The organism is Rhodococcus oryzae, assembly GCF_005049235.1.
In the GTDB taxonomy this organism is placed as follows: Bacteria; Actinomycetota; Actinomycetes; order Mycobacteriales; family Mycobacteriaceae; genus Rhodococcus_G; species Rhodococcus_G oryzae.
In genome coordinates, this window is the sequence record NZ_SUMD01000001.1 from 215,342 (window position 1) to 241,170 (window position 25,829).

Annotated in this window: 23 protein-coding genes and 1 riboswitch; of the genes, 9 read left to right on the forward strand and 14 right to left on the reverse strand. The window is 69.2% G+C overall.

Annotation, left to right across the window (positions count from 1 at the left end; genetic code table 11):
- Window position 1: 1 nt before the first annotated feature.
- The 7 genes from rnc to FCG67_RS00980 all read right to left on the reverse strand — a co-directional run bounded on the left by rnc (window position 2) and on the right by FCG67_RS00980 (window position 6,988).
- The gene (rnc, locus tag FCG67_RS00950) at window positions 2-745 is read right to left on the reverse strand and encodes a ribonuclease III (protein WP_077041192.1); all 744 of its coding nucleotides are present in this window, start codon (window positions 743-745) and stop codon (window positions 2-4) included.
- A 7-nt stretch (window positions 746-752) separates the two neighbouring features.
- A complete protein-coding gene (rpmF, locus tag FCG67_RS00955) occupies window positions 753-935 on the reverse strand; it encodes a 50S ribosomal protein L32 (RefSeq protein ID WP_077041191.1) in 183 nt (60 codons plus the stop codon).
- 2 nt (window positions 936-937) lie between these two features.
- A complete protein-coding gene (locus FCG67_RS00960; protein ID WP_136906351.1) occupies window positions 938-1,507 on the reverse strand; it encodes a YceD family protein in 570 nt (189 codons plus the stop codon).
- 145 nt (window positions 1,508-1,652) lie between these two features.
- Window positions 1,653-2,423, reverse strand: a complete 771-nt coding sequence (locus FCG67_RS00965; RefSeq protein WP_077041189.1) for a DivIVA domain-containing protein — start codon at window positions 2,421-2,423, stop codon at window positions 1,653-1,655.
- Window positions 2,424-2,520: 97 nt separating this feature from the next.
- Window positions 2,521-3,018 carry a pantetheine-phosphate adenylyltransferase gene (gene coaD / locus FCG67_RS00970; RefSeq protein WP_136906353.1) on the reverse strand — a complete coding sequence of 166 codons (498 nt, stop codon included), beginning with the start codon at window positions 3,016-3,018 and terminating at the stop codon, window positions 2,521-2,523.
- Window positions 3,015-3,578 (reverse strand): 16S rRNA (guanine(966)-N(2))-methyltransferase RsmD, encoded by a 564-nt coding sequence (gene rsmD, locus FCG67_RS00975; RefSeq protein ID WP_136906355.1) that lies wholly within the window; start codon window positions 3,576-3,578, stop codon window positions 3,015-3,017. Before rsmD ends, coaD begins: the two co-directional genes overlap by 4 nt.
- On the reverse strand, window positions 3,575-6,988 hold the full coding sequence (locus FCG67_RS00980) for a pyruvate carboxylase (RefSeq protein ID WP_136906357.1): 3,414 nt from the start codon (window positions 6,986-6,988) through the stop codon (window positions 3,575-3,577). Before FCG67_RS00980 ends, rsmD begins: the two co-directional genes overlap by 4 nt.
- A 302-nt stretch (window positions 6,989-7,290) precedes the next feature.
- A riboswitch (cobalamin riboswitch) is annotated at window positions 7,291-7,503 on the forward strand.
- Window positions 7,504-7,649: 146 nt separating this feature from the next.
- Between FCG67_RS00980 and metE the strand changes: the two genes are divergently transcribed.
- On the forward strand, window positions 7,650-9,917 hold the full coding sequence (gene metE / locus FCG67_RS00985) for a 5-methyltetrahydropteroyltriglutamate--homocysteine S-methyltransferase (RefSeq protein WP_136906359.1): 2,268 nt from the start codon (window positions 7,650-7,652) through the stop codon (window positions 9,915-9,917).
- A gap of 41 nt (window positions 9,918-9,958) precedes the next feature.
- On the opposite strand, the gene FCG67_RS00990 is transcribed toward metE, so the two are convergent.
- The gene (locus tag FCG67_RS00990) at window positions 9,959-11,380 is read right to left on the reverse strand and encodes a short-chain fatty acyl-CoA regulator family protein (RefSeq protein WP_136906361.1); all 1,422 of its coding nucleotides are present in this window, start codon (window positions 11,378-11,380) and stop codon (window positions 9,959-9,961) included.
- A 167-nt stretch (window positions 11,381-11,547) separates the two neighbouring features.
- On the opposite strand from FCG67_RS00990, the gene prpD reads away from it, so the two are divergent.
- The 3 genes from prpD to FCG67_RS01005 are packed head-to-tail and all read left to right on the forward strand — an operon-like array spanning window position 11,548 to window position 15,111.
- Entirely contained in the window at window positions 11,548-13,050 is a 1,503-nt protein-coding gene (prpD, locus tag FCG67_RS00995; RefSeq protein ID WP_136906363.1) for a 2-methylcitrate dehydratase PrpD, read from the forward strand.
- A 1-nt stretch (window position 13,051) separates the two neighbouring features.
- The gene (gene prpB / locus FCG67_RS01000; protein WP_136906365.1) at window positions 13,052-13,993 is read left to right on the forward strand and encodes a methylisocitrate lyase; all 942 of its coding nucleotides are present in this window, start codon (window positions 13,052-13,054) and stop codon (window positions 13,991-13,993) included.
- Window positions 13,990-15,111, forward strand: coding sequence for a bifunctional 2-methylcitrate synthase/citrate synthase (locus FCG67_RS01005; RefSeq protein ID WP_136906367.1), 1,122 nt, complete (start codon window positions 13,990-13,992; stop codon window positions 15,109-15,111). The genes prpB and FCG67_RS01005 overlap by 4 nt, the downstream gene beginning before the upstream one ends.
- Window positions 15,112-15,119: 8 nt before the next feature.
- Here the strand turns inward: FCG67_RS01005 and FCG67_RS01010 are convergent, their stop codons facing one another.
- Genes FCG67_RS01010 through FCG67_RS01020 form a run of 3 tightly spaced genes read right to left on the reverse strand, consistent with a single transcriptional unit; the run spans window position 15,120 to window position 19,743 of the window.
- Window positions 15,120-15,842, reverse strand: a complete 723-nt coding sequence (locus FCG67_RS01010) for an HNH endonuclease family protein (protein WP_136906369.1) — start codon at window positions 15,840-15,842, stop codon at window positions 15,120-15,122.
- A gap of 17 nt (window positions 15,843-15,859) precedes the next feature.
- Window positions 15,860-18,100, reverse strand: a complete 2,241-nt coding sequence (gene recG, locus FCG67_RS01015; RefSeq protein WP_136906371.1) for an ATP-dependent DNA helicase RecG — start codon at window positions 18,098-18,100, stop codon at window positions 15,860-15,862.
- An 8-nt stretch (window positions 18,101-18,108) separates the two neighbouring features.
- A complete protein-coding gene (locus FCG67_RS01020; RefSeq protein ID WP_246044709.1) occupies window positions 18,109-19,743 on the reverse strand; it encodes a DAK2 domain-containing protein in 1,635 nt (544 codons plus the stop codon).
- Window positions 19,744-19,968: 225 nt separating this feature from the next.
- On the opposite strand from FCG67_RS01020, the gene rpmB reads away from it, so the two are divergent.
- The 4 genes from rpmB (at window position 19,969) to FCG67_RS01040 (ending at window position 23,340) form a co-directional block, all read left to right on the forward strand.
- Window positions 19,969-20,160, forward strand: a complete 192-nt coding sequence (gene rpmB, locus FCG67_RS01025; protein WP_072750141.1) for a 50S ribosomal protein L28 — start codon at window positions 19,969-19,971, stop codon at window positions 20,158-20,160.
- A gap of 82 nt (window positions 20,161-20,242) precedes the next feature.
- Window positions 20,243-21,040, forward strand: coding sequence for an enoyl-CoA hydratase/isomerase family protein (locus FCG67_RS01030; protein ID WP_136906373.1), 798 nt, complete (start codon window positions 20,243-20,245; stop codon window positions 21,038-21,040).
- A gap of 402 nt (window positions 21,041-21,442) precedes the next feature.
- Window positions 21,443-21,595, forward strand: a complete 153-nt coding sequence (locus FCG67_RS24860; protein ID WP_169310414.1) for a hypothetical protein — start codon at window positions 21,443-21,445, stop codon at window positions 21,593-21,595.
- Window positions 21,596-21,897: 302 nt separating this feature from the next.
- Window positions 21,898-23,340, forward strand: coding sequence for an HNH endonuclease signature motif containing protein (locus FCG67_RS01040; protein WP_136906375.1), 1,443 nt, complete (start codon window positions 21,898-21,900; stop codon window positions 23,338-23,340).
- Between the two features lie 30 nt (window positions 23,341-23,370).
- On the opposite strand, the gene FCG67_RS01045 is transcribed toward FCG67_RS01040, so the two are convergent.
- A complete protein-coding gene (locus FCG67_RS01045; protein ID WP_136906377.1) occupies window positions 23,371-23,712 on the reverse strand; it encodes a YciI family protein in 342 nt (113 codons plus the stop codon).
- 165 nt (window positions 23,713-23,877) lie between these two features.
- On the opposite strand from FCG67_RS01045, the gene FCG67_RS01050 reads away from it, so the two are divergent.
- On the forward strand, window positions 23,878-24,531 hold the full coding sequence (locus tag FCG67_RS01050; protein ID WP_136906379.1) for a DMP19 family protein: 654 nt from the start codon (window positions 23,878-23,880) through the stop codon (window positions 24,529-24,531).
- Between the two features lie 83 nt (window positions 24,532-24,614).
- Here the strand turns inward: FCG67_RS01050 and FCG67_RS01055 are convergent, their stop codons facing one another.
- Together FCG67_RS01055 and FCG67_RS01060 are read right to left on the reverse strand one after the other, a co-directional pair.
- Window positions 24,615-25,295, reverse strand: a complete 681-nt coding sequence (locus FCG67_RS01055) for a uracil-DNA glycosylase (protein WP_136906381.1) — start codon at window positions 25,293-25,295, stop codon at window positions 24,615-24,617.
- Window positions 25,295-25,816 (reverse strand): gamma carbonic anhydrase family protein, encoded by a 522-nt coding sequence (locus FCG67_RS01060; protein WP_136906383.1) that lies wholly within the window; start codon window positions 25,814-25,816, stop codon window positions 25,295-25,297. Before FCG67_RS01060 ends, FCG67_RS01055 begins: the two co-directional genes overlap by 1 nt.
- Window positions 25,817-25,829 lie beyond the last annotated feature (13 nt).

Genomic DNA, 25,829 nt, shown 5'->3' on the forward strand with positions numbered 1-25,829 from the left:
GTCAGCCGACCTGGTCGGAGTCGTCCTCCGAGAGGGACTTCCAGGCGGTGCTGGCCGCCTTCTGCTCGGCTTCCTTCTTCGACCGTCCCACACCGACGCCGAGCGCGTTCCCCGCGACCAACACGGTCGCGGTGAACTCCTTGTCGTGATCGGGCCCGGTCGCGCTGATCTCGTAGACCGGCACGCCCGCGCCACGCTCCGCGGTCAGCTCCTGGAGGCTGGTCTTCCAGTCGAGACCCGCGCCCAGCTTGGGCGCGCGCTCGAGGAGATCGCCGAACAGCGAGAGCACGACGGTCCGCGCGGTGTCGATGCCGTGCTGCAGGTGCACGGCACCGAGCAGCGACTCCATGCCGTCGGCCAGGATGCTCGCCTTGCCGCGGCCCCCGGTCATCTCCTCGCCCTTGCCGAGCAGCAGATGGGCACCGAGACCACCCTCACCGAGATCGCGTGCGACCTCCGCGAGAGCGTGCATGTTGACGATGCTGGCCCTGATCTTGGCCAGCTCACCCTCGGACTTCTCCGGATGCGCGACGTAGAGCTTCTCGGTGATGGTCAGGCCGAGCACCGAGTCGCCCAGGAACTCGAGCCGCTCATTGGTCGGCAACCCGCCGTTCTCGTACGCGTACGAGCGGTGGGTCAGCGCCAGCGTGAGCAGCGGTTCGTCCAGGACAACGCCAAGAGCGGCGAGGAGGGAATCATGATCCCCCTCGCCGCCGGCGGGTGCTGCGTTGCTACTACTTGTCACTGCGCGACTAGACCGCAGCGGTGACCTGACGACCCTTGTAGGTGCCGCAGGACGGGCACGCAATGTGGGGCAGGGTCTTCTCGCCACAGCCACGGTTCGGGCAGGTGATGAGGGTGGGCACAGTGGTCTTCCACTGGCTGCGACGCGACCTGGTGTTGGACCGCGACATCTTGCGCTTGGGGACAGCCACTTCTACTTCTCCTCGGCTTCAGTGTTCACACGACTCTTGCTGGGCTGGGATGATGCATCCTCAGCGTCGAACTTCCCCGCGAGGGCAGCCCAGCGAGGATCCAGTATCTCATGTCCATGCCCAGATTCTGCAATCGCCAGACGAACCCCACATTCGGGGCACAGTCCCTGGCAATCTTCGCTGCACAATGGCTGCAGCGGAAGCGCTAGCCCGGCCGCATTGACGATGACCGGTTCGAGATCGATCAGGTCGTCGACGATGCGGTAGATCTCATCTTCTTCGGTGGTCGCCTCGGTGGTGCTGTTCGGGTACGCGAACAGCTCGGTGAGGTAGAGGTCGAGCTCGCCGCCGAACGGTTCGAGGCAGCGCGAGCACTCCCCCTCGGTTGCCGCCCGGACGGTGCCGGTGACCAGCACGCCCTCCGAGACGGACTCCAGGCGGAGGTCGAGTTCGACGTCACCGCCGACCGGCACCGCGATCATGTCGAGGCCGATGCGGGAGGCGGCGGGCACCGTGCGGGTGGCCGTGGTCATCGACCCGGGACGACGCCCCAGACTGAGGATGTCCAGCACGAGGCCGCCCTCGTGAAGACGGGGCGAACCGGAACGATGCGAGGACACGCGAATACTCTTTCGTCAGCGAAGAAGGGGATGGGCAACCACTCAACGGTACGCGATGGGGTGCCCCAATGGAAAATCTGCAGCCGGCGACCCTCGGCTACCGGTGACGGCTCGACCGGCTGGGGCGCTCGTCGGGCTCGTCGTAGTCGGGGATCCCGGACCCGGTCCGCAGCTGCTGACGGCCGCGGCCAACGGAGCGGATGGTCCCGCTGAGGAACTCCTCGAACTCCGCGAGCTTGCCGTCGACGTACAGGTCGCATTCGCCCCGCAGCCGGTCCGACTCGGCGTGCGCGGAGTCGATGACCCGTGCCGACTCCGAGTGTGCGGCCTGCACGACCTCGGTCTGCGACACCAGCCGCTCCTGCTCGGCGCGGCCGTCCGCGACCGACCGCTCGTGCGCGGCGCGGCCGGATTCGACAAGGCGCTCCGCCTCGGCCGCGGCCTGTCCGGTGAGGCTGTCGTATTCGTGCTGCCCCTCGGCGATGGTCCGGTCCGCCTCCTCGCGCGCGTCGGCTACGAGTTCATCGGCGTGTGCCTGCGCCTCGGAGACCATCCGGTCGGCCTTCGCCTTGGCGTCGGCGAGGATCCGGTCGGCGTTGTCCCGCGATTCGGCGAGGGTGGCCGCCGCCTCGGCGTCCGCGCTCGAGACCGCCTGCTCGGCGTGCGCGCGGGCGTCGCCTACCAGCTTGTCGCGGTGGTCGAGCACGTCCTGCGCGTCGTCGAGCTCGCCCGGGATCGCCTCACGGACGTCGTCGAGCAGTTCGAGGACGTCGCCGCGGGGCACCACGCACCCGGCCGTCATCGGGACACCGCGCGCCTCTTCCACGATCGCGACGAGCTCGTCGAGCGCCTCGAATACCCGGTACACGCCAAACCCCAATCGTCGACGACGGCTTACGGGACCAGTCTGCCCGTCGCGCCGCTCACCGGCGCGCCGCCACGCCCAGTGTGTCGAGGATCAACCGCTACGTGGTCGGTCCCGCTGCGTTCTCCGCCAGCCTGGCCAGCAGCCGCTCGTGCACCTTGGCAGGCAGCATGTCCGCGACGTCACCGCCGTAGGTCGCCACCTCCTTGACGAGCGAGCTGGACAGGTAGCTGTAGCGCGGGTTCGTCGCGATGAAGAGGGTGTCGACGCCGGTGAGCTTGTGGTTCATCTGCGCCATCTGCAGCTCGTAGTCGAAGTCGTTGGCGCCGCGCAGGCCCTTGACGATCGCGCCGGCCCCGTTGGCCTTCGCGTAGTCGACGAGGAGTCCCTGCCAGGAGTCGACCCGGACGTTCGGCAGGTCCGCGACGGCCTCGCGCAGCATCTCGAGGCGTTCGTCGATGCTGAACAGCCCCTTCTTGTTCTTGTTGATCATCACCGTGACGATGACCTCGTCGAACTGAACCGCCACCCGGCCGATCACATCGAGGTGACCGTTGGTGATGGGATCGAAGGACCCGGGGCAGACCGCACTGCTCATGACTGCAGACCGTAACAGGCGATCTCGATCCGGGTCTCGCCGTACTTGCGCACCCGGTCGGCCGCCAGTCCGGACGGCCACACGGTCGCAGGCGATCTCGAGGACCGCTCGAGCACGACCAGCGAATCCTCCCCGATCCAGCCCCCGTCGACGAGCGCGCCGAGCACCGACCCGACCTCATCCTCGCCCATCGCGTACGGCGGGTCGAGGAAGACGAGGTCGTACTCGCGATCGGGGGTGCCCGCGACGACCGCGGCCACCGGCGACGACCGCACGAGCGCGCCGGGCAGCCCGAGCGTCGCCACGTTCTCGCGCGCCACGGCGGCCGCCTTCGCGTCCGACTCGACCAGCACCACGTGCTCGGCGCCCCGCGAGAGCGCCTCCAGGCCAAGCGCTCCCGATCCCGCGAACAGGTCGAGCACTGCGGCGCCGTCGAGATGCATCCGGGCGTCGAGCGAACTGAACAGCGCCTCGCGCACGCGCTCCGAGGTGGGCCGGGTGCCCTTCGGCGGGACCCGGAGCCGGCGCCCACCCGCGGCGCCGGCGACGATCCGGGTCACTGCGGCCCGTCCTCCTCCGTCGACACCACGGAGATCACGGCCAACAGATCGCCGCCCTCGACCTGCTGCACCGGGGTGATCGCGAGCCTGCTCACGACGCCACCGCGGGTTGCGGTGATCGCCGCCTCCATCTTCATCGCCTCGATCGTCGCGACGGTGTCGCCCGCGGCGACCTTCTGTCCCTCCGCCACGACGAGGGTGACGACGCCCGCGAACGGCGCGGCCACGTGGCCGGGGTTGCCCCGGTCCGCCTTCTCCGCGGCGGGGACCTCACTGGCGATCGAGCGGTCGCGCACCGACACCGGCCGCAGCTGGCCGTTGAGGATGCACATCACCGTGCGCATGCCGCGCTCGTCGGGTTCGGAGATCGCCTCCAGCCCGATGAGCAGCTCGACGCCGGGGGCCAGCGTGACCCGGTGCTCCTCGCCGCGGCGCAGGCCGTAGAAGAACTGGTTCGCCGACAGCCGCGAGGTGTCGCCGTACTTCTCGCGGTGCTCGAGGAACTCGCGGGCCGGGCCGGGGAACAGCAGCCGGTTCAGGGTGCCGCGGCGCTCGGCCGGGGAACCGTCGAGTCCGGCCTGGTCGTCCGCGGTCAGCGGGGTCTCGGGCTTCGCGTCGCCACGGCCCTCGAGCGCCCTGGTGCGGAACGGCTCCGGCCAGCCGCCCGCCGGGTTGCCCAGTTCGCCGCGCAGGAACCCGATCACCGATTCCGGGATGTCGTATCCGGCGGGGTTCTCTGCGAACTCGTCCGTCGACACGCCCGAGCCGACGAGGTGCAGCGCGAGGTCGCCGACCACCTTGGAGGACGGGGTCACCTTCACCAGGCGGCCGAGCATCCGGTCCGCCGCCGCGTACTTCGCCTCGACCTCCTCGAACTGGTCACCCAGCCCGAGCGCGATGGCCTGCTGGCGCAGGTTCGACAGCTGACCGCCGGGGATCTCGTGCGTGTAGACGCGACCGGTGGGAGCAGGCAGCCCGGACTCGAACGGCGCGTACACCTTTCGCAGCGCCTCCCAGTACGGCTCGAGGTCGCACACGGCCTGCAGATCCAGGCCGGTGTCCCGCGCCGAGTGGGCGGTGGCCGCGACGATCGCCGACAACGCGGGCTGGCTGGTGGTGCCCGCCAGCGCCGCGCTAGCGCCGTCGACTGCGTCGGCTCCCGCCTGCCACGCCGCCAGGTAGGTGGCCAGCTGGCCGCCGGGGGTGTCGTGGGTGTGCACGTGCACCGGCAGGTCGAAGTTGCTGCGCAGCGCCGACACCAGGGTCGCGGCCGCCGGTGCGCGCAGCAGTCCGGCCATGTCCTTGATGGCCAGCACGTGGGCGCCCGCGTCCACGATCTGCTCGGCCAGCTTCAGGTAGTAGTCGAGGGTGTAGAGGTCCTCGTTCGGGTTCGACAGGTCACCGGTGTAGCTCATCGCGACCTCGGCGACGGCGGTGCCGGTCTCGCGGACCGCGTCGATGGCCGGCCGCATCTGGTCGACGTTGTTGAGCGCGTCGAAGATCCGGAAGATGTCCACGCCCGTCGAGGTGGCCTCGCGCACGAACGCGCGGGTGACCGACTCGGGGTAGGGCGTGTATCCGACGGTGTTGCGGCCACGCAGCAGCATCTGCAGGCAGATGTTCGGCATCGCCTCGCGCAGCGCGGCCAGCCGCTCCCACGGGTCCTCGTGCAGGAAGCGCAGCGCGACGTCGTAGGTCGCGCCGCCCCAGGCCTCCACCGACAGCAGCTCGGGCGTCATCCGAGCGACGTGACCGGCGACGTCGAGCAGGCCGCCGGTACGCACCCGGGTCGCCAGCAGGGACTGGTGCGCGTCGCGGAAGGTGGTGTCGGTGACACCGAGCGCGTCCTGTGCGCGCAGCGCGGCGGCGAAGCCCTCGGGCCCGAGCTCGATCAGGCGCTGCTTCGAGCCGGCGGGCGGCGGCGTGGTCAGGTCGATCTTGGGCAGCTTGTCGCGCGCGTAGACGGTGGTGGGGCGCTCGCCGTGCGGCTTGTTGACGGTCACGTCGGCGAGGTAGGTCAGGATCTTGGTGCCGCGGTCGGCCGACGCCCTCGAGGTGAGCAGCTGCGGGCGCTCCTCGATGAACGAGGTCGTCACGTTGCCCGCGCGGAAGTCGGGGTCGTCGAGGACGGCCTGCAGGAACGGGATGTTGGTGGCGACGCCGCGGATCCGGAACTCGGTCACCGCCCGGCGCGCCCTGGCGACGGCCGCGGGCAGGTCCCGGCCGCGACAGGTGAGCTTGACGAGCATCGAGTCGAAGTAGGCGCCCACCTCGGCGCCCAGGTTCGCGCCGCCGTCGAGGCGCACGCCTGCACCGCCTGGGGTGCGGTACGCGGTGATCCGGCCGGTGTCGGGGCGGAAGCCGTTGGCCGGATCCTCGGTGGTGATGCGGAGCTGCAGCGCCGCGCCGCGGAGCTTGATCGAATCCTGGGACAGGCCCAGATCGGCCAGCGTCTCGCCGGAGGCGATCCGCAGCTGTGCCTGCACCAGGTCCACGTCCGTCACCTCCTCGGTGACGGTGTGCTCGACCTGGATGCGCGGGTTCATCTCGATGAACACGTGATTGCCGCGGGTGTCGAGGAGGAACTCGACGGTGCCGGCGCAGCTGTAGTTGATCTCCTTGGCGAACGCGACCGCGTCTGCGCAGATCCGCGCGCGCAGTTCCTCCGGGAGGTTCGGCGCTGGCGCCAGCTCGATCACCTTCTGGTGCCGTCGCTGCACGCTGCAGTCGCGCTCGAACAGGTGGATCACGTTGCCCTGACCATCGGCCAGGATCTGCACCTCGATATGGCGCGGATCGACGACGGCCTGCTCGAGGAACACGGTGGCGTCACCGAAGGCGGACTCCGCCTCGCGGGCCGCGGCCTCGATCGACTCGCGCAGCTGGGCCCGCTCGGCGACCCGGCGCATGCCGCGACCACCGCCGCCTGCGACCGCCTTGACGAACAGCGGGAACTGCATGGACTCGGCGGCGGCGAGCAGCTCGTCCACGTCGGCGGACGGCGCCGACGAGGAGAGCACGGGGAGACCTGCCGCCTTCGCGGCGGCGATCGCGCGGGCCTTGTTGCCGGTGAGCTCGAGCACCTCCGCGGACGGGCCGACGAAGGTGATGCCCTCGGCGGCACAGGCCGCGGCGAGGTCCGGGTTCTCCGAGAGGAAGCCGTAGCCGGGGTAGATGGCGTCGGCGCCGGACTTCTTCGCGGCCGCGACGATCTCGGCGATCGACAGGTAGGCCCGGACCGGGTGCCCCTCCTCCCCGATCTGGTAACTCTCGTCGGCCTTCAGACGGTGGACCGAGTTGCGGTCCTCGTACGGAAAGACAGCTACGGTCCCCGCGCCCAGCTCGTAGGAGGCGCGGAATGCCCTGATCGCGATTTCCCCGCGATTGGCAACCAAAACTTTAGAGAACATTGCTGAAAATTACCCTTGCTCTCGTACCGCTCGCCGGACGGTGTCCTAGCATCCGGGAAATTCCCGCATACTCGACCCGCTGTAACGATGCAGTACGCTACCGGCCCCCACCTCACAGGGATACGGCACCCACCGTGAGCTGCGGATACGACTCGTTCGCGACCTCTTTCGCAGGGTTCGCAGATGACCCGAACGGCGGGCGAACACCCCCGCAGCGAGCTGGTCGACCGCTCCCGGTCTGCCTCATATACTCGTCAGTGCAATCGGTCCGCCCGGTGTGGTCATGAGGAGCCCCGAAGTCCCCGCCCGGCGTCGAAGCACGTCTCCCTTGCCTATGAGGAGAGAGGTGTGAGAGGGAACCCGGTGAGAATCCGGGACTGTCCCGCAGCGGTATGCAGGAACGACCGCCGTCACCATGCACTGGACTTCGCGTCTGGGAAGCGACGGCCACTAGGACCGGTGTCGATCACCGGGCGCCTGCGAGTCCGAAGACCTGCCGACTGCGTCGGGCACGCCGTGCCCGACGGTCCACCGCCTCGTGGAATGGGCGAGTAGATCGGATCGCCGTTGACTGCTGCCCGCATGCGGGCGCCACCTGGGCTCGGTCCGTGCTCTCGTCTGCCGGTGGTGGCCAACCCGCTGTCAGCAACTGGAGAACACCGTGACATCCACCTTCACCGCAACCGTGCTGGGCTCCCCGCGCATCGGTCCCCGCCGCGAACTCAAGAGGGCCGTCGAGTCCTTCTGGGCAGGCACGCTCGACGCCTCCGCGCTCGATGCCGTCGCACGGGACCTGCGCACACACACCTGGACCGAACTGCGCGACGCCGGGATCGATTCCGTTCCGGTCAACGTCTTCTCGTACTACGACCAGATGCTCGACACCGCCGCGATGCTCGGCGCCCTGCCGGAGCGGGTCGCCGGAGAGTCGACGGCCCTGGATCGCTATTTCGCGGCCGCCCGCGGCACCGCCACCGTCACCCCACTCGAGATGACGAAGTGGTTCGACACCAACTACCACTACCTGGTCCCCGAGATCAGCTCTTCGACCCGGTTCACCCTCGACCCGTCGAAGGTGCTGGGCGAGGTCGAGGAGGCGCAGTCCCTCGGCATCACCGCGCGACCGGTGCTGATCGGGCCGGTCACCTTCCTGCTCCTGTCGAAAGCGATCGACTTCGAGTCCTCCCTCCTCTCCCGCGTCGGGGAGCTGCTCCCGCTGTACTCCGCGCTGCTCGGGCGGCTGGCGGACGCAGGCGTCGAGTGGGTCCAGATCGACGAACCCGCGCTGGTCGCCGATCGCACGGAGCCCGAGATCGCCACCGCTGGCGAGGTCTATCGGGCGCTGTCCGGGCTCGAGCATCGGCCCGCGATCCTGCTCGCCTCCTACTTCGGCGACCTCGGCGCCGCCCTGCCCGCACTGGCGAAGACCGGCGTCGAGGGTCTGGCGGTCGACCTCGTCGCAGGTGACCCCGAGGCGCTGGCCGGAATCCCCGAACTCGCGGGCAAGCACCTCGTCGCCGGGATCGTCGACGGGCGGAACATCTGGCGCAACGACCTGGCCGCATCCCTGACGACGCTCGAATCCCTACGTGGGAGCGTGGCTTCGATCGCGGTCTCCACCTCCTGCTCCCTGCTTCACGTGCCGTACTCGCTCGAGAGCGAGGGCGAACTCGACGACGCCCTGCGGTCCTGGCTGGCCTTCGGCTCCGAGAAGGTGCGCGAGGTCATCACCCTCTCCAGCGGCCTGCGTTCCGGTCGCGAGGCCGTCGCCGCGGAACTGGCGCAGGCGGCTTCCGCGAAGGCCACCCGGGCGGCCGATCGACGACTGCACGACTACGCGATCCGGGCGCGATTGACGGGCCTGAAGGCGTCCGACGGCGGGCGGCGTCCCGCCGCGGAGCGTCGCGAGGTGCAGGCGGCCGTCCTGCCGCTGCCGCAGCTGCCCACCACCACGATCGGCTCGTACCCGCAGACGACCGCGATCCGGGTGGCCAGGGCCGCGCTGAGGAAGGGCGAGATCGACGAGGCCGAGTACCTGCGCCGGATGCGCGGCGAGGTGGCCGATGTCATCGCCCTCCAGGAACAGCTGGGTCTCGACGTGCTGGTGCACGGCGAACCCGAGCGCAACGACATGGTGCAGTACTTCGCCGAACAGCTCGACGGCTTCTTCGCCACCGCCAACGGTTGGGTGCAGTCCTACGGGACCCGCTGCGTGCGACCGCCGATCCTGTACGGCGACGTCCGTCGACCGCGCCCGATGACGGTCGACTGGACCTCGTACGCACAGTCCCTGACGGCGAGGCCGGTCAAGGGCATGCTCACCGGGCCGGTCACCATCCTGGCGTGGTCGTTCGTCCGGGACGACCAGCCGCTGTCCGAGTCGGCCGACCAGGTGGCGCTGGCGATCCGCGACGAGACCGTCGACCTCGAAAGAGCGGGGGCGCGGGTGATCCAGGTGGACGAGCCCGCGCTGCGTGAGCTGTTGCCGCTGCGGTCGGCGGATCAACCCGCCTACCTGGACTGGTCGGTCGGCGCGTTCCGGCTGGCCACCTCCGGGGTCGCCGACGCGACCTCGGTTCACACCCACCTGTGCTACTCGGAGTTCGGCGAGGTGATCGGGGCGATCGCCGGTCTGGATGCGGACGTCACCTCGATCGAGGCGGCGCGCTCGCACATGGAGGTCCTCGACGATCTCAACGCGGTCGGATTCGATCTCGGTGTCGGTCCGGGCGTCTACGACATCCACTCCCCCAGGGTGCCCTCGGTCGCGGAGATCGCCGACTCGCTGCGCGCCGCGCTGAAGGCCGTTCCTGCGGAGCGGCTGTGGGTCAACCCCGACTGCGGCCTGAAGACCCGAGGCCGGGCCGAGGTCGAGGCGTCCCTGCGCAACCTCGTCGCCGCAACGGAACTGGTCCGGGCCGAACTCTAGGCAGTCGCCGTGCCCCGCTCGCCCTGGCGGGCGGGGTGCGGCTACGCGTGCGGGTACGGCAGGTGGCCGCTGCTGTTCTCGTTCACCAGGACCGACCGCCCCAACTGCGGGAATGCCCGTTGCGCGCAGGCGGGGCGGTCGCACACCTTGCACCCCGCGCCGATCGGCACGATCGTGGCCGGGTCGTCGGTCTGGATTCCGTGCGAGTACACCATCCGATCGGCGTAGGCGATGTCGCAGCCGAGCCCGATCGCGAAGTTGCGCTCGGGCGCCAGGTAGCCGAGGCCGCCGCTGTGCGTGGTCCGGGCCACCCACAGGTAGGTACGCCCGTCTGGCATCTTCGCCACCTGGGTGTGGATCCGGCCCGGGTTGGCGAAGGCCTCGTGGACCACCCACAACGGGCAGCTCCCACCCACCCGGGAGAAGTGAAAGGCGGTGGCGGACTGCCGTTTGGAGATGTTCCCGGCGCGATCGGTGCGGACGAAGAAGAACGGCACCCCGCGCTGGCGGTGCCGCTGCAGCGTGGACAGCCGGTGACAGATGGTCTCGAAGCCGACCTCGAACTTCAGGCTGAGCAGGTCGATGTCATAGCGCAGCGATTCGGCCGAGTCAAGGAACTGGCTGTACGGCAGGATCAGCGCGCCGGCGAAGTAGTGCGCCAACCCGATCCGCGCCAGCGCCGCGGACTCGGCGCTCAGCGAATCATCCTCCGCGACAATGGAGTCGATCGCCTCTGCCTGCGTCAGGAAGGCCAGCTGCATCGCGATCTGGAAGGCGCGCTGACCCGCTGTCAGCCGCCGCGCGAGGGTGAGGGTCGACTTCTTCGCGTCGAAGAAACGCTTGGGACCCAACTGATCCGGTTCATCGGTCCGGATCCGCACCGTCACGCCGTGCCGATCGCGCATCAGCCTCGCGAGCTGCAGATCGAGCGCGCCGATGGTCAGCTCGTTGCGGGTGAACATCTGCTCCGCGGCGTCGTCGAGCCGGGCGATGTGGTTGCGGCGATCGTAGAAGAAATCGCGAACCTCCTCGTACGGCATCGGAACCCGCGCGGACCCGGCAGGGGCCTCCCCGGACAGCTGCGCCGAGAACTGGTCCAACTGATCGGTCGCCGCGTGCAGGCGACGGTGCAGCGTCACCAGGGTTCGGCCCACCGCCGGCATGCGGGCCACCAACTCGTCCAGCTCCGCGAGCGAGACGTCGCCGGATTCGGACGTCTCCGCCAGCGCCTGGTGCACATCGGCGACCAGGCGGGCGTCGGAGTCCGCCGCAAAGAACTGGACGTCGAGATCGAACTCGGAGTTGAGCTTGAGGAGCACCGGCACCGTGAGCGGGCGCTGGTCGTTCTCGAGCTGGTTCACGTAGCTCGGCGAGAGTCCCAGCGTCTTGGCGAGCGCCAGCTGCGAGAGGTGCCGCTCCTCGCGGAGCCGCCGCAGCCGGGCCCCGGCGTACATCTTCTTCATCGATTCCTCCTCGCTCGCCCCGTGAGAATATCGCGCACCCATTCACAAGATTCGCAAGATTATCGGTCCGCTCACACAAAAATAGGCAAGTGCAACGTATTTCATAGGCCTCACCCGATGCGTAGCGTGCGAATGAACAGCAGGCCAGGCATCACCACGGAGGATTGATGAAGACACATCTCGTACGCACGCACCGGTCCGCGGAGGAGTTCCCCCGGCCCGAGCACCTGGCCTGGAAGATCGCCGAGGTCGCCACCGACGCGGTCGAGGTCCCCGCCGCCACCTCCGAGATGATCGTCAACCGGATCATCGACAACGCGGCTGTGGCGGCGGCCTCCCTGACTCGACGCCCGGTGTCCAATGCCCGGGCCCAGGCGCAGTCGCATCCGTACGGCCCCGGATCGACCGTGTTCGGAATCGGCGGCACCTTCTCCCCCGAGTGGGCCGCCTGGGCCAACGGCGTCGCGGTCCGAGAACTCGACTTCCACGACACCTTCCTGGCCGCCGAGTACTCGCACCCCGGTGACAACATCCCGCCGATCCTCGCCGTTGCCCAGCACGCCGGTCGTAGCGGTGCCGAGCTGGTCCGCGGGCTGGCCACCGGATACGAGATCCAGGTGGACCTGGTGCGCGCGATCTGCCTGCACGAGCACAAGATCGACCACGTCGCGCACCTCGGCCCCTCCGCCGCCGCGGGCATCGGCACCCTGCTGGGCCTGGACACCGAGACGGTGTACCAGGCCGTCGGCCAGTCGCTGCACACAACTACCGCGACGCGTCAGTCCCGCAAGGGCGAGATCTCCAGCTGGAAGGCGTACGCACCGGCGTTCGCCGGCAAGATGGCCGTCGAGGCCGTGGACCGCGCGATGCGCGGCGAGGGCGCCCCGTCACCGATCTGGGAGGGCGAGGACGGCGTCATCGCCTGGCTGCTCGGCGGACCGAAGGCCGAGTACCAGGTTCCGCTGCCCGGACCTGGCGAGGCCAAGCGCGCGATCCTGGATACCTACACCAAGGAGCACTCGGCGGAGTACCAGAGCCAGGCCCCGATCGACCTGGCCCGCCGGATGCGTGGCCGGATCGGTGATCTGGACGAGATCGCCTCGATCGTCCTGCACACCAGCCACCACACCCACGTGGTGATCGGTACCGGCTCGAACGATCCGCAGAAGTTCGACCCCACCGCGTCCCGCGAGACCCTCGACCACTCGGTGATTTACATCTTCGCCGTCGCCCTGCAGGACGGCACGTGGCATCACGAGCGCTCGTACGCGCCCGAGCGGGCGCAGCGCGCGGACACGATCGAGCTGTGGAAGAAGATCTCCACGGCCGAGGATCCGGAGTGGACCCGCCGCTACCACTCGACCGATCCGGACGAGAAGGCGTTCGGCGCCCGCGCCGAGGTGACGCTCAAGAGCGGCGAGGTGATCGTCGACGAGCTCGCGATCGCCGACGCACATCCGTTGGGCGCGCGCCCGTTCACGCGGGACCAGTACATCGCCAAGTTCCGCACGCTCGCCGAGGGCGTCGTCGCCCCGGCCGAGCAGGACCGCTTCCTGGACGCCGCGCAGCGCACCCCCGACCTGAAGCCCGGCGAGCTGAACCAGCTCACGTTCACCGTCACCGAGGACGTGCTCGACCGCGCACCGAAGTCGCCGAAGGGGCTGTTCTGAGATGACCGGGCTCATCGCCGCGTCCGCCACGGCCGCCGACAAGCGTGTGGCCTTCCGCGCGGGGCTGGCGTCGGGCACGATCCAGCGTCTGCCGGGTGCGATCAATCCGTTGACGGCCAAGCTCATCCAGGAGATCGGATTCGAGGGCGTCTACGTCTCGGGCGGTGCGTTCTCGGCCGGACTGGGCCTGCCGGACATCGGACTGACCACGCTCACCGAGGTCGTCTCCCACAGCAGGCAGATCGCCTGCGTCACCGACCTGCCCGTGCTGATCGACGCGGACACCGGATTCGGTGAACCCATGTCGGCGGCACGCACCGTCCTCGCCGCCGAGGACGCCGGCATCGCCGGTCTGCACCTCGAGGATCAGGTCAACCCCAAGCGCTGCGGACACCTCGACGGCAAGGCCATCGTGCCCACCGACGAGATGGTGCGGCGCCTTCGGGCCGCGGTATCGGCGCGGCGTGATCCGAACTTCGTGATCTGCGCCCGCACCGATGCCGCCGGGATCAGTGACACGACCGCCTCCGGCAAGGGCGGCATCGACGACGCGATCGAGCGGGCCAAGGCCTACGCGAACGCGGGCGCCGACCTGATCTTCACCGAGGCCCTCCACACCGAGGCCGAGTTCGAGAAATTCCGCGCCGCCGTGGACATCCCGCTTCTCGCGAACATGACCGAGTTCGGCAAGTCCCAGCTCATCCCGGCGAAGACGCTCGAGGACATCGGCTACAACGCGGTGATCTACCCGGTCACCACGCTGCGGCTGGCGATGGGCGCGATCGAGCGGGGCCTGCGCGAGATCCACGCGACGGGCACACAGGAGGGTCAGCTCGATCAGATGCAGACCCGCTCCCGCCTCTACGAACTGCTCGAGTACGAGCGCTACAACGAATTCGACAGCGGCATCTTCAACTTCCGCATTGAGGAGAGTGGCTCATGACCGAGGCGATTCCGACCATCTACAAGGGCCTCGCGGGCGTCGTCGTCGACACCACCGCGATCTCCAAGGTGGTCCCCGAGACCAACTCGCTGACCTATCGCGGGTACGCGGTGCAGGACCTCGCGGCGCACTGCAGCTTCGAGGAGGTCGCGTACCTGCTCTGGCACGGAGAACTCCCCACGCCCGCGCAGCTGGAGCTGATGTGCCAGCGCGAACGAGCGGCACGCCGGGCCGACCGCTCGCTGCTATCGCTGTTGGCGAAGATGCCCGACAACTGTCACCCCATGGACGTCGTGCGCACCGCGATCAGCTACCTCGGCGCGGAAGACCCTGCGGAGGAGGACAACTCGCCCGAGGAGAACCTCGCGAAGGCGCTGCGGATGACGGCGGTGCTCCCGACGATCGTCGCGGCCGACTTCCGGCGCAGGCGCGGGCTCGATCCGATCGCGCCGCACTCACATCGGGGTTTCGCGGAGAACTTCCTCAACATGTGCTTCGGCACCGTCCCCGACCCGGCGATCGTGCGGGCCTTCGAGGTGTCGCTGATCCTGTACGCGGAGCACAGCTTCAACGCCTCGACCTTCGCCGCGCGGGTGGTCACCTCGACGCTCTCGGACATCTACAGCGCGGTGACCGCCGCAATCGGCGCGCTCAAGGGCCCGCTGCACGGCGGCGCCAACGAGGCCGTCATGCACGACATGCTCGAGATCGCCACCCCCGACCGTGCCGAGGAGTGGCTGCTCGCCAAGCTCGCCGCCAAGGAGAAGGTGATGGGCTTCGGGCATCGGGTCTACAAGAACGGTGATTCGCGAGTGCCGACGATGCGGTCCGCGCTGGTCGATGTCGCCGCGCACACCGGCGGCGAGAACTGGGTGCGGATCTACGAGATCCTCGAGAAGACGATGGTCGGCGAGACGGGCATCAAGCCGAACCTCGACTTCCCGACCGGGCCCGCGTACTACCTGATGGGTTTCGACGTGGAGATGTTCACGCCGATCTTCGTGATGAGCCGGATCACCGGGTGGACCGCGCACATCATCGAGCAGGGTGGCTCCAACGCACTGATCCGTCCGCTGAGCCAGTACTCGGGGGTGCCGCAGCGCACGGTCGTCGCCTGACCCCGGGATCAACAAGCCTGCAGCACACCGCGCAACGCCTCGGCGGACGCCCTGTCGATGGGCAGCCCGTACTGCCGCAGCACCGAGGTGTAGCGATCTGCGTAGTCGCAGCGGAAGGCCTCGTTCGGCGGCATCCAACTGGCGGGCGTGTGCGAGGCCTTGGCGAAGTTGGCCTCACCCGCCACCGCGATGAGGTTCGCGGGGTCGTTCGCGAACCTCGCCCGCAGTTCCGGGGTCCAGGTGCTCGCGCCCATGTCCCAGGCGAGGGCCAGCGAGACGATGTGGTCGATCTGGACCGCGTTGCTGGTGTCCTCCCCGTGCTGGAACGCGATGACGGCGCCGCTGTACGGGTCGTGCAGGGTCCCGCTCCGCACCGCCCACGGGCAGCGCCAGATGTCGAAGTTCACCCTGTCCACCAGGTCCCGCTCGAGAATGTCGTTGCGGGTATCGCAGCCGTTGCGGCCGAGCGGGGCATCGGTGTCGTCCGTCCACGCCGGGCCGAAGTCGTCGCGGTCGTAGCCGGGCACCTTGGTGCGCTTGGCCACGACCGCGATGCCCGCCAGCGGATCGGGCGCCGGATCGCCTACCGGCGCGGTGCTCACCGCACCGGATCCGGCGACGGCCGGGTCGCTGTCGGTCCCGCGGGACTGCAGTAACCCGACCACGATCAGGCTCGCGACGGCGAGCAGCACCACCAGCCCGAGACCGCCGCGAAACCCCAGACGCCGCATGGCAGGAAGTATGCCGCCTAGGACTTCTCCAGGTACTCGATCTTCTCGGCATCGATCGCGGCGGTCACCATCGAGGCCAGGCCCGGATGCCGGGCCAGGTCCGGATCGGCGTCGATCACCGCGCGCGAGAACTCGCGTGCGGCCACGATCACGTCCTCGTGGTCGAGCAGCGAGAGCAACCGGAGGGTGGTGGTGCTGCCGGACTGCGCGGCACCGAGCACGTCACCCTCGCGCCGCTGGGCGAGGTCCAGCTGGGCGAGCTCGAAGCCGTCGTTCGTGCCCGCCACCGCGGTCAGTCGTTCGAACGGCGGTGAGCCCGGCTTCGTGTCCGTGATGAGCAGGCACAGCCCCTGGTGGGCACCACGACCCACCCGGCCGCGGAGCTGGTGGAGCTGACTGACGCCGAACCGGTCCGCGTCCTTGAGCACCATCACGGTCGCGTTCGGGACGTCCACGCCGACCTCGACCACGGTGGTGCACACCAGCACGTCGATCAGTCCCGCGGTGAAATCGCGCATCACCGAGTCCTTCTCGTCCGCGGGCAACCGGCCGTGCAGCAGACCGACCCGCAGATCGGACAGCGGGCCGAACCGAAGCTCCTCGAACAGCGCCAGCGCCGCCGTCGTGGGCTGCTCCTTCGCGTCCGGGGCGTCGTCGCCCTCGCCGATCCGCGAGCACACCACATAGGCCTGCCTGCCGTCGGCGACCTCCTCGCGGATCCGTTCCCATGCGCGGTCCACCCACGCCGGCTGGGTCAGGGCGGGCACGACCTTGCTGACGATGGGCGACCTCCCGCCGGGCAACTGCCGCAGCGTCGAGGTCTCCAGGTCGCCGAGCACGGTCATCGCGATGGTTCGGGGAATGGGCGTCGCCGTCATCACCAGCAGGTGCGGGCTGAGCCCCTCGCGCGCACGGCCACGCAACTCGTCGCGCTGCTCGACGCCGAACCGATGCTGCTCGTCGACCACCACCATGCCGAGGTTGAAGAACTCGACACCGTCCTGGATGAGGGCGTGGGTGCCGATCACGATCCCGGCGTCGCCGGTCACCGCCTCCAGCAACGCGGCGCGGCGAGCCGCGACCGACATCGACCCGGTCAACAGGGTCACCCGCGTGGCCAGCTCGTCGGCGCCGAGTTCGCCTGCCATGGCGAGGTTTCCGAGCATCTGCCGCAGCGACCGGGCATGCTGCGAGGCGAGGACCTCGGTCGGCGCCAGCAGCGCGCACTGGTAGCCGGCATCGACCACCTGCAGCATGGCGCGCAACGCGACGACGGTCTTACCCGAACCGACCTCACCCTGCAGCAACCGGTTCATCGGGTGCGCCCGGCCGAGATCGGCGGAGATCTCCTCGGCGACCGCGTGCTGCCCCTCGGTCAGGGTGAACGGCAGCCGCGTCTCGAATGCGGCAGCGACACCGTCCGGCTTCGGCGGGCAGGCGGGTGCCACCCGTCCCGCCACCTCATGGCTGCGCTGCGCCAGCACCAACTGCAAGGCGACCGCCTCGTCGAACCGGAGGCGCTCGCGGGCGAGATCCACCTCGTCCTTCGTCTCCGGCAGGTGCACCGACCGCAGCGCCTCGTCGAGACCGATCAGACCGTGCTCACGCCGAATCTCCTCGGGCAGCGGGTCCTGCACCTCGTCGAGTTGGTCGAGCACCTGGCGGATGCACCGGAGCAGCGTCCAGCTCTCGACCTCGCGGGTCGCCGGATACAGCGGGATGAGGTTCCGTTCGAAGATCGACATGTCGACTCCTGCGCCCGGATCCTGCGCGCTGCGCGCCATCCCGGCCAGGGCGCCACCGCCGCGCACCTTGCCCGCGGCCACCACCGAACCGTCGTCCTCGTCGCGGTTCGGCAGGATGAGATAGCTGGGATGCGTGAGACCCAGCTTTTCCCTGAAGTACTTCACGTTCCCCGAGAACATCGCCCGCACACCAGGTTTGATGGCATGGGCCACCTTCTGCGGATTGAAGAAGGTGGCGTCGACCTTTTGCGTGTCGGAGGTGAGGACGACCTTGAGCATCTTCCCGGGTCGCGACTTCATCGATACCAGCGTGGCGGAGGTCACCGTCGCCAGGATCGTCAGGTGAGTGCCCTCGGGAGGCTCCTTCTCGCCGAGCTCGGCGCCCTGCGTCGCGTACCGGTGCGGATAGTGCCGCAGCAGGTCCTGCACGGTCTCGATCCCGAACGCCTCCGCGAGCGGCTCCGCGACCTTGCGGCCGAGCAGGTGATCGATCCGATCGGTCAGAGTTGCCATCACACCGCCTATTCGACGCCGAGCTGCAGCAGATCCCCGGACTGCCCGCCCTCGTAGATCAATACCTCGACGCCCGGGTGGCGCGCGGCGACATGCTCCGACAGGAGGTCGGCGAAGCCCGCGGGAATCTCGGCCCCCAGCAACAACGTCAACAGTTCGCCGCCGACCCCGAGAACCTGGTCGATCAGGCGCCTGCCAGCCTCGGCCGGGTCGGGCGCGATCACCACGACCTCGCGTCCGATCAGACCGAGCCCGTCGCCTGCCTCGCACGTACCCATCAGGGTGAGCGCCCGCTCCGTCGCCACGCGCAACGATCCCCAGCGCGTCGTCGCGGCCGCCTCGGACATCGCGAACACGTCGTCGACGGCGGCCCGCCCCGGGTCGTGCACGGCGAGGGCGGCGAGTCCCTGCACCATCGACGAGCAGGGCAGCAGCAGCACCTCGTGGCTCTCGTCGCGGGCGGCGACACCGATGGCCACCAGCTCCGGCGCCGAGAGTGCCCCGTTCGGGAGCACCAGCACCTCACCGCAATCGAGCCCGCGAATCGCGTCGAGCAGCTGATCGGGGGTGACCGGTTCGTCGCAGCGGAGCACCGTCGCACCCTCCCCCGCGAAGAGGTCGGCGGCGCCGTCGCCCGCGACGATCGCGAGGACCCCGCGGTCGGTCGAGTCCGCACGCCTGCCGACCCGCCCGGCCCGCGTCTCGTCGAGGGCAAAGCAGGAGATCCGGATGTCGTGGGTGCGACCCGCGGCGAGTCCGGCCTCGACCGCGGGGCCGGGATCCGAGCAGTGCACGTGCACCGACCAGGAGCCATCGCCGTCACCGACGATGATCACCGAGTCGCCCAGCTCACCGAGCCGGGACCGCAGGGTGTCCACCCGTCGCGAGTCGGACCCGGAGAGCAGGTACATCACCTCGTAGTCCTGGTCGCCCGGCTCGTCCGCGCAGGCGGACGGCGGTGCGACCGCGCCGGGGGACGCAAGCGTGACCGGCACGACCACGATGTCCTGACGCTCGGGTGTCGCCCCCGTGACCACGCCGACGAGCGCGTCGAGAATGACCAGCAGCCCGAGCCCGCCCGCGTCGACCACGCCTGCCGCGCCGAGAACGGAGAGCTGCGAGGGGGTGCGCGCGAGCGCCTCGGCGGCGGCGTCGGCGGCCTCCGCGGCCACCACAGACAGCGCCGCGTCGTGCGGGCACCCGTCCGCCGCCGCTGCTGCGTGCCGGAGCACCGTCACGATCGTGCCCTCGACCGGGATGCTGATCGCCTCCGTCGCCAGCACGGCGGCCTCGTTCAGCGCACCGCGAAGCAGCCGGGCGTCCAGCGGCTCGTCGCCTGCGACCTCGGCGATCCCACGCAGCACCTGGGACAGGATCACGCCGGAGTTGCCGCGGGCTCCCGCTACTGCGCCTCGGGCCAGGGCCGCGGCCACCGCGCCCACCGAGGCGGCCGGGCCGACGACCTCGGCGCTTTCGGCGGCCGCGCGCATGGTGAACAGGAGATTCGTGCCGGTGTCCGAGTCCGGAACCGGGAAGACATTGAGGCTGTTGATCTCCTCGCAGCGGGCGACCAGGCCGTCCACGCACCGCCGCGACCAACGCAGCAACGCCTCGCCGTCCACGCTGTCCAGGGCAATGAGCAACTCGACTCTTCCTCTCTGCCCTAGTGGGAACTGCTCGGCTCGGCCAGACTATCCTTCTCCACAGACGGTCCGCCCGGCTCCACGTGCGGGACAGGCCGGTTTGGTCAATCAACACGGATACGGTTACTCTTGCAGGGTTGCCTCGCAAGGGTCACTTCGGTGTCCCGTGTTCGTAGGCCAGCACCAAAGAAGATATCCGTACATCAATTCAAGGAGTTCGCGACTATGGCTGCCGTCTGCGACGTATGCGCCAAGGGGCCCGGCTTCGGTAAGTCGGTCTCGCACTCGCACCGGCGTACCAACCGTCGTTGGAACCCGAACATTCAGACTGTCCGGGCCCAGGTTGGACCCGGTACCCGTCAGAAGCTCAACGTGTGCACCTCCTGCCTCAAGGCAGGCAAGGTCGTCCGCGGCTGACGCGTTCCACGCTTTCACGACTGTGCCCCGACACCTCAGGTGTCGGGGCACAGTCGTATTTGCGGCCCGATATGGTTCATCGGTGACTTCACTCGACGGCTTCAGCCACGTCCGCCTCGAAGGCGACGTACTCCGAATCGCAATCGCCACCGCCGACAACGGCACCTCCCTCGACTTCGACGGGGTGAGCCAGGGCACCACGGCGCTGCAGGCCTTGGCGGCGGGCACCCTCGCCGCGCGCAGCGTCCTGTTGATCGGCGAGGGCGCCAACTTCTGCGCGGGCGGCAACGTCCGGGCCTTCGCCGCCGCCGAGAACCGCGGCGAGTTCGTCGACTACCTCGCGCGCACCCTGCACGACTTCGTCCGCGCGATCGATGCCACCGAGATCCCGGTCGTCGCCGCCGTTCAGGGCTGGGCGGCCGGCGCGGGCATGAGCCTGGTCTGCGCCTCCGACGTCTCCATCGGTGGCCCGTCCACCAAGCTCCGCCCGGCCTACCCCTCGATCGGGTACACCCCCGACGGCGGCATGTCCTGGACGCTGCCGCGGATCGTCGGGATCGCCAAGGCCCGCGAGATCCTGCTCACCGACGCGATCATCGGCGGTGACGAGGCGGTGCGGCTCGGCATCCTGAGCCGGCTGGTCGGCGACGACGAGATCCGCGAAGAGGCGCTGCGGGTCGCCCGCACCCTCGCGGCAGGTCCGACCGCCGCCTATGCGGGCATCAAGCGCCTGCTCGCGCAGTCGGGTCAGCGTTCGCTGTCCGAGCAGCTGGACGCGGAGACCGCCTCGATCTCGGCCGCGGCCGCCGGCCCGACCGGCAGGGAGGGCGTCGACGCCTTCGTCGAGAAGCGCCGCGCCGACTTCGCCGCAGGCCAGTAGCTCGACCAGCGCTTCCGACAGATTCACCACGTGCGATAGGAGGCCGGAGGGAGTGCTCGCGAGCTGTCCCTCCGGCCCACGTATGCGGTCTGGCCGACTCAAAAGGCCACCCGGGCAACGGACCCAAGCGTCTACGGGAGTTGGAAAACACCGATCCCAGGGCTGACCGGCACCTGAGGCCAGGTGCCGCTCCCGTGTGGGAAGGCGCGGGCGTCGACGCCGGCGATCGAGGCGACCGTGCCGCTACCGGCGACCACTGTCGCGGGGGCGTATCGGCACCACTCGTCTGGTGCGATGGACCGACTGAAGTCAGCGGGCTGCAGGGCTCGGAGCACGGTGGTACCGGCCGCGCCTGTGGTCAGGTTTCGCCAGTTCACCGAGACGTCAATACAGTCGAGCGTGGTGATCGAGGTCGTCGTCGGAGGACCGGCCGCGAACGTCACCACGCCGGGTGCACCCGTCGTGGCCGTCGGCGTCACCGCTGCCAGCTGGTGCGGCACCCAGCACCTGAACCCAACCGTGCTACACGCCGAGACGAACGTCACCGGGACCTGAAACACCGTGGTCGCCGGGGTCGGCATGGGCGGCGCGTCCGCCTGCGCCGCGGCGGGTGGGCCGAGAGGGAGTGCCAGAACCGCCACGGACGCAACGGCCCCGGCAACGAACCGACGATGACTCGCGACATAGCGCATGGCGTGACCCTCCACGACGGAATCCGCCCCGACCTGCTGCAATGTCAGCGTACTCGCGAGTTCCGACCGCCCCGCCGAACGCTGATTCGGCGGCCACAAAATGTTTGCCGACCGGATCCGAATTCGATGCTGTGTCGTGTCGGACCCCGGCGGTAGAATTCGAACATGAGTTCGAACGACGTCGTCGGGGTCTCGGAACAGGTGCACGGCCACCTGTCCGCATTGGCCGCCGCCATCGACGGGCTCACTGAGTGCGATCTGACGGGGTTGCCGGGCGGCGAGCTGACATCGGTCATGCAACAGGTCGAAATATCACTTCGCCGGGCCGGTACGGTGGGGCACCGGCTGATCGTGGAAACAACCGAACGCTCACCCCCGACCGAGCTGGGCCACACATCCCTCAACAAGTTCCTGATCGCCGTGCTTCGGATCTCCGCCGCTGACGCCTCCGCAAGGGTCACCGCGGCAAAGTCACTGGGCACCTGGCATGCGCTGTCCGGCCAGCCGCTACCTGCAGATCTGCCTGAAACCGCTGCCGCGCAACGCGACGGCGATATCGGGGCGGATCACGCCCGGGCAATACGCGAGGTCATGCGCAAGACCCCCCACGCTGTGAGTAGTTCCGACGTCGCCGCCGCGGAGCAGATCCTGGCGGAACTCGCACGCTCGGCCACCCCCGAGGACGTCGAGAAGGCCGGACACAACCTGCTCGCGCATCTGAACCCGGACGGCAACCTCACCGACGAGAGAGATCGCAAGCGTCTGCGCGGGATCCGGCTCGGCCGCCAAGACAAGAATCTGATGACCCCGATCTCTGGTCACCTCGACCCCGAGGCCCGCGCATTGCTCGACCCGATTTTGGCGAAGTGGGCTCGGCCCGGGATGAACAATCCCGACGACCCCGAATCACCCACCGGCGCCGCCGAACACCCCGGTGTCGACCGCGACCAGCTCGCCGCCGCCGCGGGCCGCGACACCCGCACCGCCGCGCAACGCAACCACGACGCTGTCAAGGAAGCGCTGCGCACACTCCTCGGCTCCGGCATCCTCGGTTCCCACCGAGGCCTGCCGGTGACGACGATCATCACCATGACCCTCGATCAACTCGAGCACGCCACCGGCGTCGCCACCACGGCGTCCGGCGGGACCCTCCCGATTCGAGACGCATTGAAGATGGCCCAACGGTCACATCCGGTGCTGGTGCTCTTCGACCACAACGGCAGACCACTGCACCTCGGACGGAGCAAACGCCTCGCCACCGCCGACCAACGACTCGCATTGATCGCCGCCGACGGTGGCTGCACCCGGCCCGGCTGCGACGCCCCCGCCACGATGACCGCCGTCCACCACATCCACGACTGGTCCAAGGGCGGCGCCACCGACATCGGCGTCCTCACTCTGGGCTGCGACGGCTGCCACGCCCTCATCCACGACGGCCCCGGCGGCTGGCACACCCGCACCGCACCCGAAGGCACCGAGTACGCCGGACGCACCGAATGGATCCCGCCGCCGCACATCGATCCCGACCGAAAACCCCGGATCAACCACCGCCACCACCCGAAAGAGCTCCTCGCGCGTGCCCGACGAAAAGCGCGGGCGCGTCGATAGACAGCGAGCGCCCACAATGCAGCCGTACGTTCAGCTCGCGGGGTCGTAGTGGAACGCGCGTACCTCCTGCGCGCACCGGCAGGCAACCGCGATCTTCGCAGCCCATTCCAGTGCCGCCTCGCGGGAGGGCAACTCCAGCACCGTGTAGCCGCCTTCGAGCTGCTTCGTCTGCGGGTACGTGCCCTCGGTCACCGTGCCATCCCCATCGACCAGGACAGGCGGAACGCTCTCGTCGATTCCACCGCCGAACACCCAGACGCCTGCGGCCTTCGCCTCCTCCACCACCGCGTGCGATGCATCCGACGCTGCCTGCAGAACCTCGTCGGGAAAGTCCATGGCGCCACTCGGGAACGAGATCAGGTACTTCGTCATCGCGTCGACTCCTTCTTGACGTTTCAGGGATCGGATCCATCCTCGCCGAGGCGGGCGCGCGCTGCACACAAGATGAGACTCGACTCGGACCCCAGTACCCGCGCTCACCGGATCCGAGAGGGACGTGTCATCACCCCAGTTCAGGAGGCTGATTAGGATTTCCGCGTGACGGACGAACGATCGGACACCAATGAGACCTACCGCATCACCGGCGTCGCCCTCACCGATACCTCCATCCTGCTGACACTCGCCGACGGGCAAACACTCACAGAGCCGCTCCGGCGCCACGTTCGTCTGGAGAAGGCGACACCAGCGGAGCGGGAACGGTGGGGGCTGACCGATGACGGTCACGGCGTGAACTGGCCGGAGCTGTGGGAGCCGAGCCCGGAGGGAATGGTGAGCGTGTGGGAGATCCTGCAGGATCGCCTCTACGACGCCGCACTCGGCCGACTCAAGACCGCCGATTGGAACGTGGACGCGATCTCGCCGCGCGACTTCGACCTGGTCGCGCTGTGGCGGGCGGAGGCCGATATCAACAACGGCGGGTTCCTGCAGTTCCTCGGAAACTGGGGCATCCGCAATCACGAGACCGCGGTCGAGGCGCTGGATGCGATCGGCGCTACGGCGGCCGCGGGCCTCGTGCGGGCGATGTTCATCGTCGTCGAGCCGCACCTCGCCGCAGGCGGGATCGAATCGATCTCGGACATCTACGGCCGTCTGACCGAAGCCGAGAACGAACGCCTGGGCGTGCTGGACGAAGCCTTCTGGGATTACCCCGACCCGCTCACCCGCCTCGTCGTCGAGCATTACGGCCCCTGATCTCAAGGGAGCCAAGCGTTCCTAACGGATGCTCAGTTCCCCCGACACCGTTGCATGAATACCGACCTACGGCGGGCAATGACTCAGGAGGGCAGCCGCCAGTCGACCGGCCCCTCCCCCAATTCGTCGAGGAGCCGGTTGGCGCGGCTGAACGGCCGCGACCCGAAGAATCCGCGGCGGGCGGACAGCGGCGACGGGTGTGCGGACTCGATCACCGGCACATCGCCGAGCATCGGCTTCAGGGTGCCCGCGTCCCGCCCCCACAGGATCGCCACCATCGGCTCGGCCCGCGCTACCAGCGCCCGGATGGCCTGCTCGGTCACGGCCTCCCAGCCCTTTCCTCGATGCGCGGCCGCCTTGCCGGACTCGACGGTGAGCACCCTGTTGAGCAGCAACACCCCCCGCTCGCTCCACGGCGTCAGGTCGCCATTGCCGGGCGTCGGCAACCCCAGATCCTCGCTGTACTCGGCGAAGATGTTGCCGAGGCTTCGCGGCACCGGACGCACGTCGGGCGCCACCGAGAAGCTCAGTCCCACCGCATGTCCCGGCGTCGGGTAGGGATCCTGGCCCACGATCAGCACCCGGACGTCACGAAACGGCTGCCGGAAGGCCCGCAGCACGTTCTCCTGGGCAGGCAGGGGGTCGCGGCCCTGCGCGGCCTCGTCACGAACGAACTCCTCCATCGCGGAGATCTGTCCCGCGACCGGCGCCAGGGCCTGCGCCCAGCCCGCCTCCATCAGCTCGTCCAGAGATCGGGCCGGCATCAGTCGAGACGCCGGAGCGCGTCCCGGTAGAACGCGGCGTTTGCCGAATAGGTCTTCACGTTGATATCCAGGTGCCCCTCGGGCACCTCGTAGCCCTCGCGGATCTTCGCGGGCACACCGAGCGCCATCCGGCGCGCAGGCACCTCGAACTTGAACGGGATGACGGCTCCGGCGCCGACGATCGCGCCGCTGCCGACCTTCGAGCCGTTCAGCACGACCGATCCGGACGCGATCAGGCAGTTGTCGCCGATGGTGGCGCCCTCGATGTGCGCGCTGTGCCCCACCACGCAGCCCGACCCGATCACCGTCGGATCGATCGGGGTGCAGTGAATGACGGTGCCGTCCTGGATGTTGGTGTCCGCACCGATCGTGATGGTCCCGTAGTCGCCGCGCAGCACCGCCTGCGGCCACACCGAGGCGCCCGCGGCCAGGGTCACCGCACCGATCACCACGGCGTCGGGGTGGACGTACGCGTCCGGATGGATGTCGGGAACGCGGTCGCCGAGGGCGTAGATAGGCATGGGGGCAATCTAT

Bases quoted from the DNA above. Each gene is read 5' to 3' on its own strand.
- FCG67_RS01055 (WP_136906381.1), bottom strand. From the start codon at position 25,295: ATGCCGGCCCGATCTCTGGACGAGCTGATGGAGGCGGGCTGGGCGCAG.
- rpmB (WP_072750141.1), top strand. From the start codon at position 19,969: ATGGCTGCCGTCTGCGACGTATGCGCCAAGGGGCCCGGCTTCGGTAAG.
- FCG67_RS00990 (WP_136906361.1), bottom strand. From the start codon at position 11,380: ATGAAGAAGATGTACGCCGGGGCCCGGCTGCGGCGGCTCCGCGAGGAG.
- prpD (WP_136906363.1), top strand. From the start codon at position 11,548: ATGAAGACACATCTCGTACGCACGCACCGGTCCGCGGAGGAGTTCCCC.
- FCG67_RS01045 (WP_136906377.1), bottom strand. From the start codon at position 23,712: ATGACGAAGTACCTGATCTCGTTCCCGAGTGGCGCCATGGACTTTCCC.
- FCG67_RS01060 (WP_136906383.1), bottom strand. From the start codon at position 25,816: ATGCCTATCTACGCCCTCGGCGACCGCGTTCCCGACATCCATCCGGAC.
- coaD (WP_136906353.1), bottom strand. From the start codon at position 3,018: ATGAGCAGTGCGGTCTGCCCCGGGTCCTTCGATCCCATCACCAACGGT.
- prpB (WP_136906365.1), top strand. From the start codon at position 13,052: ATGACCGGGCTCATCGCCGCGTCCGCCACGGCCGCCGACAAGCGTGTG.
- recG (WP_136906371.1), bottom strand. From the start codon at position 18,100: ATGGCAACTCTGACCGATCGGATCGATCACCTGCTCGGCCGCAAGGTC.
- FCG67_RS00980 (WP_136906357.1), bottom strand. From the start codon at position 6,988: ATGTTCTCTAAAGTTTTGGTTGCCAATCGCGGGGAAATCGCGATCAGG.
- FCG67_RS01010 (WP_136906369.1), bottom strand. From the start codon at position 15,842: ATGCGGCGTCTGGGGTTTCGCGGCGGTCTCGGGCTGGTGGTGCTGCTC.
- FCG67_RS01005 (WP_136906367.1), top strand. From the start codon at position 13,990: ATGACCGAGGCGATTCCGACCATCTACAAGGGCCTCGCGGGCGTCGTC.
- FCG67_RS01040 (WP_136906375.1), top strand. From the start codon at position 21,898: ATGAGTTCGAACGACGTCGTCGGGGTCTCGGAACAGGTGCACGGCCAC.